This window comes from Cupriavidus necator N-1, from assembly GCF_000219215.1.
Classification (GTDB): domain Bacteria; phylum Pseudomonadota; class Gammaproteobacteria; order Burkholderiales; family Burkholderiaceae; genus Cupriavidus; species Cupriavidus necator.
The window spans coordinates 2672974-2688212 of the sequence record NC_015726.1 but is presented as its reverse complement, the minus strand read 5'-3'; the positions used below and the strand labels follow the sequence as shown (position 1 = coordinate 2688212).

Genomic DNA, 15239 nt, shown 5'->3' with positions numbered 1-15239 from the left:
CTGCTTTTTATTGCCCGCGCAACGCCTTACGACTCGTCCGACGGCGGCCGCTCATACGTGACGAAGGCATAGTCGAAGCCATTCGCCTCCGAATGATGCGTTTCGCGCGCGGTTTCAATCCATTGGGTGCGGTCAATCGCCGGGAAGAAGGCATCGCCTTCCACGTCCGCGTCGATCTCGGTCACCACCAGCCGGTCCGCGGACGGCATGGCCTCGGCGTAGAGCTGCGCGCCGCCGATCAGGAAGATCTGCTCCGCGCCGACGCACAGGCGCTGGGCGTCTTCCAGCGAGGCCGCCACCTCGGCACCCTCGATGCGCAGGTCCGGGTTGCGGCTGACCACGATATTGCGGCGCCCCGGCAGCGGGCGGCCTATCGAGTCCCAGGTCTTGCGGCCCATGATCACGGGCGCGCCCATGGTGGTGCGCTTGAAGTGCGCCAGGTCTTCCGGCAAGCGCCACGGCAGCGTGTTGTCGCGGCCGATGGTGTTGTTGCGGGCGCGGGCGACGACCAGTGTCAGCAGCGTCATACGGCCACCGGTGCCTTGATGGCGGCGTGCGACTGGTAGCCGGCCAGTTCAAAGTCTTCGTAGCGGTAGTCGAAGATGCTGTCGGGCTTGCGCAGGATCTTCAGCTGCGGCAGCGCCAGCGGCTCGCGCGCCAGCTGGGTCTGCACCTGCTCAAAATGGTTGTTGTACAGATGGCAGTCGCCGCCGGTCCAGACGAAGTCGCCCACTTCCAGCCCGGTCTGCTGCGCCATCATGTGGGTCAGCAGCGCATAGCTGGCGATATTGAACGGCACGCCCAGGAAGATATCGGCGCTGCGCTGGTAGAGCTGGCACGACAGCCGGCCATCGGCCACGTAGAACTGGAAGAACGCGTGGCAGGGCGGCAGCTTCATGCGCGGGATGTCGGCCACGTTCCAGGCCGATACGATCAGGCGGCGCGAATCCGGGTTGGCGCGGATCTGCGCCACCAGGTCGGAGATCTGGTCGATATGGCGGCCGTCCGGGGCCGGCCACGAGCGCCACTGCGAGCCGTAGACCGGACCCAGTTCGCCGTTCTCGTCGGCCCACTCGTCCCAGATGGTGACGCCGTGCTCCTGCAGCCAGCGCACGTTGGTCGAGCCCTGCAGGAACCACAGCAGCTCCAGGATGATGGACTTCAGGTGCAGCTTCTTGGTGGTCACCACCGGGAAGCCTGCGCGCAGGTCGAAGCGCATCTGGTAGCCGAACACCGAGCGCGTGCCGGTGCCGGTGCGGTCGGCCTTGTCGGTGCCATGCTCGTACACATGGCGCATGAAGTCGAGGTACTGTTTCATCGGCGCGGGGCGGGATCGGAAGTGACGCGGGCGCTGGTCCCGCAAAGCTGGCATTTTAAAGCAAAAGGGCCATCCCTCAGGATGGCCCTTCACCGGCATGGCAGGAGCGGGCGCCCCGGCCATGCCTGGCACGGCTTGCCGCCTTAGTGGCTGCTGGCCGGTTGCTGCACGCGGCGCTTCTGCACCAGGTAGCCGGCGCCCAGCACGCCGCCGACGATCAGCACGTACAGGCCCCAGTTGACCACCGGGTTGGCTTCGAAGAACGCCTTGATCATCGGCTCGTGCACGATCATCTTGACCGCGGTGAACGCCAGCACGCCCGCGCCCAGGTAGATGATGACCGGGAAGCGGCTCATCAGCTTTAGCACCAGGCTCGAGCCCCATACCACGATGGGGATGCTGATCAGCAGGCCCAGCACCACCAGCAGGAAGCTGCCGTGCGCGGCACCGGCCACGGCCAGCACGTTGTCCACGCCCATCACCGCGTCGGCGATGATGATGGTCTTCATTGCGCCCCACAGGGTCGAGGCGCCCGAGCCGTGCCCTTCGCCGTCGCCTTCATCGGACAGCAGCTTGTAGGCAATCCACACCAGCGCCAGGCCGCCAACCAGCATCAGCCCCGGAATCTTCAGCAGCCAGACCACGCCGATCGTCATGGCCGAGCGCACCACCACGGCACCGACGGTACCCCAGATGATGGCCTTTTTCTGCAGGTGGGGGGGCAGGTTGCGCGCCGCCAGGGCGATCACGATGGCATTGTCGCCAGCCAGCACCAGGTCAATGACGACGATGGACAGCAGTGCCGTCAGGAACTGCATCGTGAATAGATCGGTAAACCACTCCATGAACTCTCCTCAGGGTACGAATCCGCGCGGGGCGCGTATTGGGTTCGCCTGGATTCCTGGAGCACGGGAGGGTTGGGGCCGCCTTTGCAAACCATGAAAACCAGGTTGCAAAGGTCTTGCTCGACCATAGGCGCGGTATGCGCACCGTTGGTCAGCACAACCGGGGACACAGGTCCCGGAATGACGATTGTGCTAAGGGCATGGGCCCCGGAGCTACTCCCCTTTGAGGGACACGACCCGTTGGGATCGCGTTCGGCCGCATTATAAACGAACTGCAACGGATATGGCTCATCAGGAAAGATACTGACTCAAGGTTCTTGATGTGTTGCATACGGCGCATAGGAGGATCGGGCGGTGCGCGATCCCCCGGATGGGCCTATTCTTTAAGTTCGGCTTCGCCCGACGCGTCCCGGACGGCACAGGGAGGTGTTGCGGAGACCGGCGCGCACGACATGCACAGCGCGGCCTTGGGGAATACGCAGTGAAGCAGTGACCATTCGCGACCACACAAGGAAACGACATGCCGGCTGTCCCGAATCCGCCGAATACCCCCTTCCAGAACAAAGCCCCGCAGACACCTCTCCCTCCCCTGAACCACCACAACGGCCATGCGGCCGCACCGCCCGCCCTGGTCGCGCTGGCCAATGGCCGCGCGCACTGGCCGCCGCCCCAGCCGGAGTTCGTGCAGCAGTACCGCGAGGACAGCGGCGCGCTGCGCGAGCAGGTGCTGGCCGGGCTGCGCGCCGGGCAGGCCGCCATCAGCCCCAAGTTCTTCTACGACGTGCTGGGCTCGCGCCTGTTCGAGGCCATCACCGACCTGCCTGAGTACTATCCGACCCGCACCGAGGCCGCGATCTTTGCCGGCGCGGCGCCGGCCATCGCCGCGCGTGCCGGCAGCGGCTGCGTGCTGGTGGACCTGGGAGCGGGCAATTGCGAAAAGGCTGCCAGGCTCTTCGGCAGCCTGCGCCCGGCGCAGTACGTGGCGCTGGATATCTCGGTGGAGTTCCTGCGCGCGACGCTGTCGTCGCTGCAGCAGCAGCATCCCGAGATCCCGATGCTGGGCCTGGGCGCCGACCTGTGCGCGCCGTTCGATCTGCCCGCCAACGTCAGGCGCGGCAGGCGGCTGTTCTTCTATCCGGGCTCGAGCATCGGCAATTTCGCCCCGGTCGAGGCCCTGGCATTGCTGCAGCGCATGCGCGGCGCCGCCGGGCGCGGCGACGGCGTGCTGATCGGGGTCGACCTGCACAAGGACGAAGCCACGCTGGTGTCGGCCTATGACGATGCGCTGGGCGTCACCGCCGCGTTCAACCGCAACGTGCTGCGCAACGTGAACCGCATCGTCGGCACGGATTTCTCGCTGGACGACTGGCGCCATGTGGCGAGCTTCGACCGCGCGGCATCGCGCATCCAGATGCATCTGCAGGCGTGCCGCGACGTGCGCGTGCAGTGGCAGGGCGGCGCGCGCCAGTTTGCCGCCGGCGAACGGATCCATACCGAGGACTCCTACAAATACCGCCCGGAGGACTTCACGCTCTTGCTGGAAGCCGCCGGGTTTGACGACCCGGTGTACTGGACCGACCCGAGCGGCTGGTTCGCCGTGTTCCACGCGCGCGGCTGATCCGCCCGCGCGGGCGCCGTCCGGCAGGGATGGCAGGTAGTGTCATAATGGCCGCAGCCGGCCTGGCGTGCGAGCGCCAGGCCAGCAGTTGCCTGCTTCGGTCACTGCCTGTCCACTGTTCACTCCCTGCACGGACTTTCCCGATGAGCGGCTTTCCCATGCTTCCCGATCTCTACTTCACCGGCGGCAAGGCGACCTGGTCCGACCCGCGCCGGCTGCCGCGCGAAGGGCTGGCGCAGGCGCTGGTCGATGCGCGCAACCGCACGCTGGCGTGGCTGGCACCGTTCGGGCAGACGCGCCGCGCCTGGGACGTGCCGCATCAGTACGATGCCGATCCGCCGTTGTGGACGCTCGGGCACGTGGCCTGGCATGCGGAGTGGTGGTGCCTGCGCGGCGTGCGCCAGGTGGACCGCGGCGGCGTGCCGGTGCCGGTGGCGACCGAACAATCGCTGCTGGACGGCGCCGACGAGTGGTTCGACCCGGACCGCATCGGCCCCGACGAGCGCTGGGAGATCACGCTGCCCGACGTCGCAGTGGTCAAGCGCTATGCCGCCGACGTGCTCGACGGCGTGCTGCGCCGGATTGCGCTGCTGCCCGACGACAACGACCTGACCCTGTACCCGTACCGCCGCGCGCTGCTGCATGAGGATGCCCAGGGCGAAGGCGTGGCCGCGCTGTTGCAGGCGCTGGGCATGGCGCCCACGGAGGCCATCGGCGCCGGTCCGGTGCAGCCTGCGGGGCATGGCGGCACCCTGCATTTCCCGGGCGGTCGCTTCACCCTCGGCTGGAGCGATCCCGACGGCTTTGCCTGGCCGGATGAACTGCCGCCGCAGCCCACCTATGTCCCCGCGTTTGAAATGGACATGGCACCGGTCAGCAACGCGCAATTCCTCGAGTTCGTCGAGGACGGCGGCTATGAGCACCCGGCGTGGTGGTCGGCAGCGGGGCGCCAGTGGCTGATGACGCAGGAACGCTCGGCACCGCGCTACTGGTCGCGCCATCCGGAATCGCGCGCCTGGATGGTGGAGCGCTTCGGCACGCTGCGCACGCTCAATCCGGACGAGGCGGTGCGCCACGTCACGCTGTACGAGGCGCAGGCGTGGTGCGTGTGGGCGGGGCGGCGCCTGCCGGCGGAATCGGAATGGGAACTCGCCGCGACGCAGAACCGCGGCCTGCAGTGGGGGGCGCTGCGCGAGTGGACTGCCACGCCCTATGAGCCGTACGCGGGATTTGCCTCCGCGACGTCCGACAGCGAGGTGGTGGGGCGCTTTGGCACGCACCAGGCGGTGCGCGGTGTGTCGTTCGCCAGCCCCGCGCGGCTGCGCCATGTGCGGGCAAGGTGGGCGCGGTTGCCGGAGGATGATCTTTCCTTCATCGGCTTTCGCACCTGCGCGCTGTAGCGGGCTGTAGGCGACAACAAAAAAAGGGCACCCGATGGTGCCCTTTCTTCTGCCTGGCAGGTGCGCTTAGCGCACCACCGCATCAACGCTCGTAGCGCGAGCGGCTGTTGCGGTTGCCGTTGCCGCCGCCATTGCCGCCGAAACCGCCGCCAAAGCTGCGATTGCCGTCACGGTTGCCGTCGCGGTTACCGAAGCTGCGGCCTTCGCCGTTGCCACCGGTGCTGGCACCGGTGTTGCCACGATAGCCGCCGCCGGTGCGGTCGCCGAAGCCACCACGGTTATTGTCGCCAAAGCTGCGGGGGGCGGCGCCGTCGCGGTTGCCGAAACCACCGCGGTTGTCGTCGCCGAAGCTGCGGCCGCCTTCGCGGTTGCCGAAGCCACGCGCACCGTCGCTGGCGCCGCGGTAGCCAGCGCCCTGGCCGCCCTGGCCCTGGCCACGGTAGCCGCCTTCACGATTGCCGAAGCCGCCGCGGTTGTCGTCACCGAACGGGCGCGCGCCTTCCGGGCGGTTGCCGAAGCCACGGCTCTCGCCGCTGAACTTGCGCTCGCCGAAGCCGGTGCGGTTCTCGCCGCCGCCGAACTTGCGGTCGCCGAAGCTGCGTTCGCCGCCACGGTAGCCGCCGCCATTGCCGCGGAAGTCACCGCGGCCGCCGCCCGGCTTGCCGCCGAAGTTGGAACGCGGCTTGGGCGAACGGCGCGGCTCCAGGCCTTCGATCACCGAAGCGTCGATGCGCTGGTTGGTGAAGCGCTCGATGCGCTTCCACTGGAACATGTCGTTGTGGTTCACCAGGTTGATGGCGGTGCCCGAGCGGCCCGCACGGCCGGTACGGCCGATGCGGTGCACGTAGTCCTCGGCCTGCTTGGGCAGGTCGAAGTTGACCACGTGGGTGATATCGGGCACGTCGATGCCGCGCGCGGCCACGTCGGTGGCCACCAGCACGCGCAGGTTGCCGCGGCGCAGCGCGGTCAGGGTGCGGTTGCGCGCGCCCTGGGTCATGTCGCCGTGCAGTGCGCCGGCCGAGAAGCCGGTGTCGGACAGGCGCTCGGCCAGCGAATCGGCATCGCGCTTGGTCGCGGTGAAGACGATGGCTTGCTTGAGCGTCGCGTCGCGCAGCAGGTGGTCCAGCAGGCGTTCCTTGTGCGACATGTCGTCGGTGAAGTGCAGGCGCTGCTCGATATGGCTCTGGTCGGCGCGGGCCGCGGCGATCTCGATGCGTTGCGGGTCGCGCAGCTGGCGCGAGGCCAGTTGGGCAATGCGCGCATCCAGCGTGGCCGAGAACATCAGCGTCTGGCGCGAAGCCGGCGTGGCATTGACGATGGCGTCGATGTCGTCGGCAAAGCCCATGTCCAGCATGCGGTCGGCTTCGTCGAACACCAGCATCTGCAGGGCCGACAGGTCGATGCGGCCAGCGTCGATATGGTCGAGCAGGCGGCCCGGCGTGGCCACCAGGATGTCAGGCATCTTGGCCAGCGCGGCCAGCTGCTTAGGGTAGGGCATGCCGCCCAGGATGCTGGCGCAGACGATGCGGCGCAGGTTGCGGCCGTACTTGGCGGCGGCTTCGGTCACCTGCAGCGCCAGTTCGCGCGTCGGGGTCAGCACCAGCAGTGCGGGCTGGGCCGGCGACGGGCGCGGGCGCTTGCCCTTCATGCGCTTGGCGGGCTCGGTCGCGCGCTGCGGTGCCGGCATTTCGCTGATGCGCTGGATCGCGGGCAGCATGAACGCGGCGGTCTTGCCCGAGCCGGTCTGGCTCGAGACCAGCAGGTCGCGGCCGGCCAGGAAGGCCGGGATGGCCTGGGCCTGTACCGGCGTGGGCGTGTTGTAATTCAGTTCGGAGAGGGCGCGCAGGATGGCCGCATCGAGGCCAAGTGTGGCGAAACCGCTTTCCACGGCCGGGGCCTCTTCAACTGCCGGGCTGGGGTTGAGCAGGGCGTCGAGCTTGTCGAGCGGGCTCTGGGCAGCGTCGGAAGTGATCGAAGCGTCGGTCGCGGAGGCAATAGCTTGCTCCGCACGAATGTCGTGCTGGGTCATGTCGGAATGGTCAAATAAATGCATGGCACCCCGGCAAAGCAAAATGGGGTGGGCGCAGTGCAAAGTCTTAAAAAGGCTTCGGCGCCAATCGGTGAGGCCGTTACGACAGACACAGCTGGCAGTACGGCGGCAGGCAGGGTGGTGGCTGGTCCCGCTAGGCGGTCCGGCCGTATCCCTGGCAGGCAAACAGCTCAGGTTTCAGGCTGTTCAACAGGATCGGAGACGAGGCGACGTCAGGTGAGCGGTGCGTTCTGCTGGGCGGCTGGGGCCATGAAGTGATGACTAGGCGTCCGGCAGCGAGGAAACAGAGCTTGGGAGGGCAGCGGATTCGCCGCGGCAGGAAGCCGGGCGTTTGGCGGATCTCACAGTTGCGAAACTCACGGCGCGGATTATAGCAGAGTACGGAATTTTTGTTGCACTGCGAAAACGTAACCGGATATGTCAGGCGCCAGTCACCTTCCCGGCAGGCCCGCGCCGCCCCGGCCCCGGCCGGGTTGCAAGGCTGAAACCCCCGCCTATACTGGAGGCGCGAGCTCACAGGATGCCCGCACGGGGCGGACGAAAAACGCTCCCGCTTGACCTCCTACAGCGGCATTGCGCCGCTGTTCGCGGCGAGCACTGCGGTCATTGACTCCACGCGCCAGTCTTCCTGCGACTATCCGGGTGGTCCGGATGGGCGTCCGCGTCATGCTTCATGGGCGGAATCATGGGAAGCCTGCCTGGAACAGAATGACCGAACTGCTGACCGCGTGACCCAGGTGGTCCGGGCCCGTCCGCATCCAAAGCCCGCCAGCGATGGCGGGCTTTTCATTTGGGCGGTTGTGGTTGCCGCTCAGTCGTCTGCATCCTTGCCGGCGGCCTTGCGCGGCAGCCGCCCGAGCGGCTGTTCCTGCGGCATCACGTAGCGGTTGCCCGGCAATCCGCCCGGGTAGTCGACGATGCGCGCGGCGCCCTGGCGCCGCAAGCCATGCCATGCCTGGCCGCCGGCGGTGCGCCCGCCGCCCAGGATGGCGGTCATGGCCTGTCGGTCGAGATCCATGCTGTCGGGCAAATCCTTGATGACGATCACTGCCATGGCTGTCTCCGGTCAAGCGGCGCCACGGCCATGCGGCCGCGGGACGCTTCAGTATAGGTGAGGCGGTCCGCGTTCTTGCCCGCGGGCCCGCCGCGCGGTGCGCTCAGACGGCGGCGAAATTGCCGGCCCTCCGGAGGGACTGACGCAGGGAGTGTGCCAACGCCGTTGCCGACTCGTCTGGGGACGTGCAACTGCCTGAAAACACGGGGCATTTATTTTCGATGCCGGCTCGCGCGCACCGGCTGCGGGGCCTGCCGCCTGCCGCGGGTGACGGGCCGTGGCCAACAGGCGGCGTGCTGGTGTTGGCGCGGCCGCGACAGTGGCGCGCTACAGGTGACGCGATTGGCAGAGGGCGCCCGCGCGCGGTGATGCACGCCGGCCTCGCATGGTTTGCGCATGCCATGGGTGCGCACTAGTATCCATCTCGAAGGCAGGGCATATCCGCATCGCGGGATGCGCCGTGCCAGCAACCATGTCGGGGCATCCCGTGGCCAGTCTCAAAGAACTGATCCGCAAGTTCCAGAACGGCGGTCTCTCCGACGACGAGTTTGTTGCGTCGTTCGAAACGGCGCTGGCGCAGGACCCCACCACGCCCAGCCAGGCCGCGCGCGTGGTCATCGAGGAAAACACGCGCTTCCCGTTCCCGCCCGCGGTCTATGCCGAAGTCATGCGGCGCATCGAGCGCCGCGGCGCCACGCAGTACGAAGGCGCCACCGAAGCCACGCGCCTGGCCGGCACGCAGACGGGCTCGCTGTATGCGACCTCGCCCGAGCCGGGCACGCTGCCGCAGGCGGCGCATACCAAGGGCGTGGGCGATACGCTGAACGGCCGCTTCGTGCTGGAAGAATGCCTGGGCGTGGGCGGCATGGGCACGGTCTACAAGGCGCTCGACCTGCGCAAGCTGGAAGCCTCGGACCGCAAGCCCTATATCGCCATCAAGGTGCTGAACCTGCAGTTCAGCGGGCACCCCAAGTCGCTGATGGCACTGCAGCGCGAGGCGCGCAAGGCGCAGACGCTGGCGCACCGGAACATCGTCACCGTCTATGACTTCGACCGCGACGGGCCGGTGGTCTTCCTGACCATGGAATACCTGTCCGGCTCGTCGCTCAACCATGTGCTCAAGGCCCCGGGCTTCACCGGCATGCCGATGGCGCGCGCCATGTCGATCGTCAACGGCATGGGCAATGCGCTGGCGTACGCGCACGAGCGCGGCTTCGTGCACTGCGACTTCAAGCCCGCCAACGTCTTCCTGACCGCCAACGGCGAGGTCAAGGTGATCGACTTCGGCATTGCGCGCGGCTTCCTGCCGCCGGCTGACGAGTCCGACCGGACCGTGTTCGATCCCGGCTCGCTGGGCGGCATGACGCCGGCCTACGCCAGCCCGGAGATGTTCGACCATTGCGAGCCCGACCCGCGCGACGACATCTTTGCGCTGGCCTGCGTGACCTATGAATTGCTGACCGGCAAGCATCCCTACCAGCGGCTCTCGGCCAACCAGGCGCGCGACGCCGGCCTCAAGCCGGCGCAGCCGCCGCAGTTGAGCCGCACGCAATGGAAGACCCTGCGCGAGGCCCTGTCGCTCAACCGCGAAACGCGCACACCCACCGTCGCGCGCTTCCTGCATGGCATGAGCGCGGTGCCGGTGGTGTCCACGCGGCGCCCCTTGCCGCTGATGGCTGGCGGCGTGCTGGCCGTGCTGGCGGGCGTGTCGGCGATCGGCTACTACGCGTGGCATTCGCAGCGCCAGGCCGAAGCGCCGGCCGGCGACACGCGCGTCGAGGCCCCGGCCACACCTGTGCCCGCGGCGCCGGTTACCCCGACCGCACCGGCTGCCCGTCCGGCAGTACTGTCGATGGCCGACGTCACGAAGATGCTGGCCGGCGTGCCGTGCTCGCTGCTCACCGCCACCCAACAGGCGCAGACCCTGCGCGTGCGCGGCTTTCTGGCCGATAGCGTGGGCGCCGCGCGGCTGCGCGAGCAGCTCAGCGCGTTGCCGGGTGTCAAGGAGCTGAAGGGCGTGTCGATCGACACCCAGCCGCTGGCCACCGACAAATGCGACGTGGCCACCCTGATCGCGCCGTACTGGTCGGGCTACCGCGAAGGGGGCACGGCTTCGTCGCTGCGGCTGCGCGGCCAGGGCACCCAGCTGACCGAGGGGTCACCGCTGGTGCTGGATCTGCGCACGCCGGCGCGCGACTCTTATGTCTATGTCGATTACTTCGCGGCCGACGGCAAGGTGGCGCACATGGTGCCGAGCGCGCGCGTGCCCGCCCACCAGGCGCCGCCCAGCCACAGCGCCACGGTTGGCGACGGTGGCGACTGGATCATCTCCAGGCCCTTCGGCACCGAGCTGGTGGTGTTGCTGACCACGCCCGTGCCACTGTTCGAGGGCCGGCGCGCCGAGGTCGAGTCGCACAAGGACTACCTGAAGGCACTGGAAAAGCCGCTGGCGCAGATGACACGCACCTATGGGCGGGACCGCATCAGCGCGGACCTGGTGCAGATCTCCACGCGCGCGCGCTGATTGCCGCCATCTGTCCGGCTTGCCAATTCCGCCAGCCGCTACTTCAGGTCGCGCGCCACGCGAAAGCCGTTCTGCGACTGCCGCACGCTGGGGCTGTACTTGAAGCGCGTGGACGACACCATGTAGCTCGCGCCTTCGCGCCAGGAGCCACCGCGGATCACGCGTGCGCCACAGGCGTTCTCGTTCCACACGCGCCCGTCGGCGGGCGCACCCTTGTAGGTGCTGTGCCAGCAATCGGCCACCCATTCCCACACGCTGCCGTTGACGTCGTGCAGGCCGTACGGGTTGGCCGCGAACGTCCCGACCGCGGCCGGCGCATCCTGGCTCCACGGGTCGCCGCAGTCCTTGCAGTTGGCATTGCCCTTGCGCATCTGGTCGCCCCACCAGTAGGCACTGGCGGTGCCGCCGCGCGCTGCGTATTCCCATTCCGCCTCGGTGGGCAGCCGGTAGGTCTTGCCGGTGGTCTTGCTGAGCCAGGCCACGTACTGCTGCGCGTCGTCCCAGCTGACGTCGCGCGCCGGCGCGGTCTTCGGGCTGTCGGCGATGGTGGGGACGCGCTGGCAGCCGCCGGCGTCGGCGCAGGCATTCCATTGCTCGACCGTGACCTCATAGCGGCCGATGGCAAACGGCTGGCCGATGGTGACGTGATGCGGGGGCTTCTCGGCGGGATCGCTGGCACTGCTGCCCATGGTGAAGCTGCCCGCCGGCAAGGAGACCAGCACCGGGCAGGTCGGGCAATCGCGGATCTCGCCGGTGCGCAGTGTGGTGCTGACCGTGCCCCCCGCCGCCATGCCCGGGCGCAGGGATGCCGTTGCCGGTGGCGCGGCAGGTGGCGTGGCAGGCGGCGATGCCGGACGCGCTGACGCGGCGGGTGCCGGGGCGGGCGGGGGTCGCGTGACCTGTCCCCCGGCAGAGGTGCCGGAGCGGGGCGGCAGGGCGGGCGCGGGCGCCTGGGCCTTGGGTGCGGAGGCGGATGCCGCCAGCCGCTCCAGGCGCGCCCTGGCCAGCACCGCGAAACGTCCGTTGGGGTACTGCTTCAGGTAGGCCTCATAGTCGCCGGCGTAATTGCTGTTCTTGATCGATTCCCAGAAGCTCAGTTCGTACTGCTCGTCGGTGTTCTTGGGCATGATGCCGGCGAGCAGCGTCGGTTCCGTGGCCGCGCCAGCGGCAGCGGTGGCCGGCTGCGCAGGCAGCGGCGCGGCGGCGAGCATCGCGGCCATGGCCGCGCATACGACTGGTAGATTGCGCCACATCTTCACACCTCGCTGGAGCCGCGGCGATCCCGCTGCATGCCGGTAGCTGCCGGCACATGCGGCGGGGGCGCATTGTGGTGTTGCCGAGACGTCGACCGGCTTGCTTCAAGATAGCACAGCGCTTGTGTCTCCGGCGGGACATCGCCATGCCGCCGCGACGCGCCGGGTTCGCTTTTTCCGGGCTTGCGACCTAACCTGAATGACGAATCGCCGAGCGCTGACCAACAAGCAACAAGAATGGGCTTTCGGGACAACGTGATCGGGTTTCGGACTGTTTCCGGGAGGCGCCGCGTATGTCCAGACGATTCCTGTTCCGCCTGCTGGCGGTTGCCACACTGGCGGGTGCGCCGTCGCTTTCGCTGTCGACGGCAGCGCCGCCCAATGCCGAGGCCTACATCATCTGGCCGCACGATGGCACGGTCATCAGCGGCGGCAAGTTCTGGGTGCGCATGGGCCTGCGCAATATGGGCGTCTGCCCCAAGGGCGTCGAGTCGCCGCGCTGCGGGCACCACCACCTGCTGGTCGACGCCGAGCTGCCGCCGCTGGACAAGGAAATCCCTTCGGACAAGAACCACCTGCACTTCGGCGCGGGCGAGACCGATGCGCGCATTGAGCTGCCGCCCGGCAAGCACACGCTGCAGTTGCTGATGGGCGATGCCAAGCACGTGCCGTTCGAGCCGCCGATCTATTCGAAGAAGATCACGGTCACGGTGAAATAGCGGTGCCACGCGCCGCAGATGCCGAACCAGGCCGATCAGCAAACAGGGGAGAGCACCATGTCCAGACTACTTGCCGCGGCTGTCTTCGCCGCCAGCCTGCTGCTGTCCGCGGTGGTGCAGGGTGGCTCGACGCCGGCGCCGCCCAACGCCTACCTGTATATCGGCTGGCCCAACGACGGGCAGACGATGCCCGCGGGCAAGCCATTCAAGGTGTGGTTCGGGCTGCGCAATATGGGGGTGGCGCCGAAGGACGTGAAGTATCCCAATACCGGGCACCATCACCTGCTTGTCGATGCGGATCTGCCGCCGATGGACAAGGAAATCCCCAACGACCGCAATCACCTGCATTTCGGGGCGGGGGAGACCGAGACCATGATCGAGCTGCCGCCTGGCAAGCATACGCTGCAGCTGCTGATGGGGGATGACAAGCACATTCCCACCAACCCGCCGGTCTATTCGAAGAAGATCACGATCTACGTGAAGTGACCTGGACCTTGCGGTGATGGCGGCGCGCGTGCGCCGACGTTTTTTTCGCCGGCTCCGCAAGTGTCGCGTGCCATCCAACACCGACGCGCAATCTGTTGGCTGCGGCCCGCCAGTACGCCGTGACGGCAGCTCCCCGCGCATCCGCGGCCGGCGCCGACGGCAATGAAAAACCCACGTGTTTACAGGCACTTCCGTGATCCGCGCGGGCATGGCACTGGAGCTGGCACGCTCCCTGCGGTTGTCTCTTCCAACCCGATGCTCGAGACCAACCCACTGGACAACACCTTCCGCTGACCTCATGCATATCGGGGTTGGTGCGCGCGTCCGCGCGCTCCACAATACAGACAGACTTCGCGGCCCCCGGCATGCCATGGATAACTCAAGTGCATCCCGCCCGCCGCCGTCGCACGCAGGAACCCATCGTGTCCGAATCCATCATTGCCTCCCCCGGGGTTAAGTCAACCGCCGCGCCGCACCGTACTGCCTGGCTGACCGCGCTGGCTGTCTGCACGGCGCTGCTGGCAGGCTGCGCCGACTTCCGGCCGCCGGTGTACCAGCGCCCGGAAACCCCGGCCAAGGCCGAATGGACGCGCCAGGGTTCGATCACGGTGTCGCCGGCCGAAGCGGTGCAGCCTAACTGGTGGCACGGTTTCAAGGATCCCTACCTCAACAAGCTGATCGAACAGGCACTGGGCGGCAACTACGACATCAAGGTGCTGGCGGCGCGAATCCGCGTGGCCAACGCGCAGATCGGCGAGGCCCGCGCGGGAGCGCTGCCCGTGATCGGTATCGGCGCCAGCGCGAACTTCCAAAAGACCTCGGGGCAGAAGTCCGTCACGACCTATAACGCCGCCGCCCAGCTGAACTGGGACATCGATATCTGGGGCAAGGTCGAGAAGGGCGTGCAGGCGCAGACCGCCGAATTCAATGCGACCGAGGCCGACTGGCGTGCCGGCTACCTGACGCTGGTGTCCAATGTATCGACCACTTACTTCCAGATCCTGCAGTTCGACGAGCAGATCGAGCAGCAAGCGCGCACCGTCGCCAAGAACGGGCAGATCCTGTCCACCTTCCAGGCGATGTACCAGAATGGCCTGGTGCCCAAGATCCGCGTGATGCAGCAACAGGCGGAAATCAACCGTCTCAACAAGGACCTGCTTGAACTGCGCCGTTCGCGCGATGTGGCCGAAAACGCGCTGGCGACGCTGGTCGGCGTGCCCGCAGGCAATCTCAAGGTTCCGGCAGGGCGCCTGCAGGACCGCGTGCAGCCGCCCGCGGTGCCGGCCGGGCTGCCGTCGCAGCTGCTGGCGCGCCGTCCGGATGTGGTGGCCGCTGAATACCGCGTGCTGGCGGCCTACAACATCGTCGGCCAGGCACGCCTGGCGCAGTTGCCCACCATCAGCCTGACCGCCAGCGGCGGCGCCGCCAGCATTGCGCTGAACTCCCTGCTCAAGTCCTTCACCTTCGGCCTGATGCCCAGCATCAACCTGCCGATGCTCGATCCCAACGTGCGCGCGCGCGTGAAGACCACCGAGGCGCAGGTGGGCGTGGTGGAAAACGAATATGGCCGCACCGTGATGACCGCGTTCGAAGAGGTGGAGAGCGCACTGGTCAACGTCGACGCGCACAAGAAGCAGCGCATCGAGTTGCAGCAGCAGGTTGAGCAACTGCGCGTCGTGTCCGCGCAGATCGAGGCGCAACTGAAAGAGGGCGTGGTCTCGCAGCTGGAAGTGTTCGAGACCGAGCGCTCGCTGCTGGCCGCGCAACTGCAGTTGTTGGCGGTCCACCAACAGATCCTGGCCGACACCGTCACCCTGTACAAGGCGCTTGGCGGCGGCTGGCCCGATACCGATGTGCGCAACGCGGCCTCGAATCCAGTGCAATAAGTGCTGCCAGAGGTTCCGTGGCGGTGTTCATGTGATGCCGGCGTAAGCAACGCGTTGCGCAACGCGACCGTAGCCTCGGCCGCTTG

The 15239-nt window shown here is 67.6% G+C and carries 12 protein-coding genes; 6 read left to right on the top strand and 6 right to left on the bottom strand.

Annotated elements, in window-relative coordinates:
* Window positions 1-26: 26 nt before the first annotated feature.
* The 3 genes from CNE_RS12655 to CNE_RS12645 all read right to left on the bottom strand — a co-directional run bounded on the left by CNE_RS12655 (window position 27) and on the right by CNE_RS12645 (window position 2163).
* On the bottom strand, window positions 27-527 hold the full coding sequence (locus CNE_RS12655; RefSeq protein WP_013957506.1) for a dihydrofolate reductase: 501 nt from the start codon (window positions 525-527) through the stop codon (window positions 27-29).
* Window positions 524-1318, bottom strand: coding sequence for a thymidylate synthase (locus tag CNE_RS12650; RefSeq protein WP_041228042.1), 795 nt, complete (start codon window positions 1316-1318; stop codon window positions 524-526). The genes CNE_RS12655 and CNE_RS12650 overlap by 4 nt, the downstream gene beginning before the upstream one ends.
* Window positions 1319-1461: 143 nt before the next feature.
* Entirely contained in the window at window positions 1462-2163 is a 702-nt protein-coding gene (locus CNE_RS12645) for a TerC family protein (RefSeq protein ID WP_013957504.1), read from the bottom strand.
* 520 nt (window positions 2164-2683) lie between these two features.
* Between CNE_RS12645 and egtD the strand changes: the two genes are divergently transcribed.
* Together egtD and CNE_RS12635 are read left to right on the top strand one after the other, a co-directional pair.
* Entirely contained in the window at window positions 2684-3781 is a 1098-nt protein-coding gene (gene egtD, locus CNE_RS12640; protein WP_013957503.1) for an L-histidine N(alpha)-methyltransferase, read from the top strand.
* Window positions 3782-3924: 143 nt separating this feature from the next.
* A complete protein-coding gene (locus CNE_RS12635) occupies window positions 3925-5181 on the top strand; it encodes an SUMF1/EgtB/PvdO family nonheme iron enzyme (RefSeq protein ID WP_013957502.1) in 1257 nt (418 codons plus the stop codon).
* A gap of 82 nt (window positions 5182-5263) precedes the next feature.
* Here the strand turns inward: CNE_RS12635 and CNE_RS12630 are convergent, their stop codons facing one another.
* Window positions 5264-7210, bottom strand: coding sequence for a DEAD/DEAH box helicase (locus CNE_RS12630; protein WP_041228040.1), 1947 nt, complete (start codon window positions 7208-7210; stop codon window positions 5264-5266).
* An 832-nt stretch (window positions 7211-8042) separates the two neighbouring features.
* Window positions 8043-8285 (bottom strand): hypothetical protein, encoded by a 243-nt coding sequence (locus CNE_RS12625; protein WP_013957500.1) that lies wholly within the window; start codon window positions 8283-8285, stop codon window positions 8043-8045.
* Window positions 8286-8757: 472 nt separating this feature from the next.
* On the opposite strand from CNE_RS12625, the gene CNE_RS12620 reads away from it, so the two are divergent.
* A complete protein-coding gene (locus CNE_RS12620) occupies window positions 8758-10809 on the top strand; it encodes a serine/threonine protein kinase (RefSeq protein WP_013957499.1) in 2052 nt (683 codons plus the stop codon).
* A gap of 38 nt (window positions 10810-10847) precedes the next feature.
* Here the strand turns inward: CNE_RS12620 and CNE_RS43050 are convergent, their stop codons facing one another.
* Entirely contained in the window at window positions 10848-11600 is a 753-nt protein-coding gene (locus CNE_RS43050; RefSeq protein WP_371827425.1) for a formylglycine-generating enzyme family protein, read from the bottom strand.
* A gap of 755 nt (window positions 11601-12355) precedes the next feature.
* Here CNE_RS43050 and CNE_RS12610 point away from each other — a divergent pair.
* The 3 genes from CNE_RS12610 (at window position 12356) to CNE_RS12600 (ending at window position 15153) form a co-directional block, all read left to right on the top strand.
* Complete coding sequence (locus CNE_RS12610) at window positions 12356-12781, top strand: DUF4399 domain-containing protein (RefSeq protein ID WP_013957497.1); 426 nt, start codon at window positions 12356-12358, stop codon at window positions 12779-12781.
* A 57-nt stretch (window positions 12782-12838) separates the two neighbouring features.
* A complete protein-coding gene (locus CNE_RS12605; RefSeq protein WP_013957496.1) occupies window positions 12839-13267 on the top strand; it encodes a DUF4399 domain-containing protein in 429 nt (142 codons plus the stop codon).
* 365 nt (window positions 13268-13632) lie between these two features.
* Window positions 13633-15153: an efflux transporter outer membrane subunit gene (locus CNE_RS12600; RefSeq protein ID WP_013957495.1), complete on the top strand. Its 1521-nt coding sequence runs from the start codon at window positions 13633-13635 to the stop codon at window positions 15151-15153.
* Window positions 15154-15239 lie beyond the last annotated feature (86 nt).